At 48.3% G+C, this 905-nt stretch carries 1 protein-coding gene; it reads left to right on the forward strand.

Translation table 11 applies throughout. The features are described from left to right. Positions 1–905 (forward strand): cbb3-type cytochrome c oxidase subunit I (locus tag A3750_RS13115; protein ID WP_197475031.1); only part of this gene is annotated, 905 nt, incomplete at its 3' end.

Below are 905 nucleotides of genomic sequence, written 5' to 3' on the forward strand. Positions count from 1 at the left end.
ATTGATAATCCTACGAACGAAGAGCATGAGCATCACGGCCCTGCAAAAGGCATAGCTCGTTGGCTGTTTACGACTAACCATAAAGACATCGGTTCGATGTATCTGTGGTTCAGTTTCGCAATGTTTCTTGTTGGCGGCTGTATGGCCCTTACGATAAGAGCTGAGTTGTTTCAACCTGGTTTGCAATTAGTGGAGCCGGAATTCTTTAACCAGATGACGACTTTGCACGGTCTCATTATGGTGTTTGGCGCGGTGATGCCCGCCTTTGTCGGCTTGGCTAACTGGATGATTCCTCTTATGGTTGGTGCGCCGGATATGGCCTTGCCAAGAATGAATAACTGGAGTTTTTGGATTCTGCCGTTTGCATTCGGTCTGCTGCTGAGCACCCTGTTTATGGAAGGTGGCGCACCCAACTTTGGTTGGACATTCTATGCGCCTCTTTCCACAACATATGCCCCTGATACAGTGACTTACTTTATCTTTGGTGTGCATATGATGGGCATCTCTTCGATTATGGGGGCGATCAACGTTATCGCAACCATTTTGAATATGCGTGCGCCGGGCATGACGCTAATGAAAATGCCGTTGTTTGTCTGGACATGGTTGATTACAGCCTTCCTGCTCATCGCTGTTATGCCGGTATTGGCTGGCGTTGTCACCATGATGCTAATGGACGTTCACTTCGGTACGAGCTTCTTCAATGCGGCAGGTGGTGGTGATCCAGTTCTGTTCCAGCACATTTTCTGGTTCTTTGGGCACCCTGAGGTGTACATCATGATCCTCCCTGCTTTTGGAGTGGTGAGTCAGATTATTCCAACATTTTCGCGTAAACGGTTGTTTGGCTATCACTCGATGGTGTACGCAGTTGCATCCATTGCAATACTCTCGTTCATCGTTTGGGCGCA

It is taken from the genome of Oleiphilus sp. HI0079 (genome assembly GCF_001635105.1).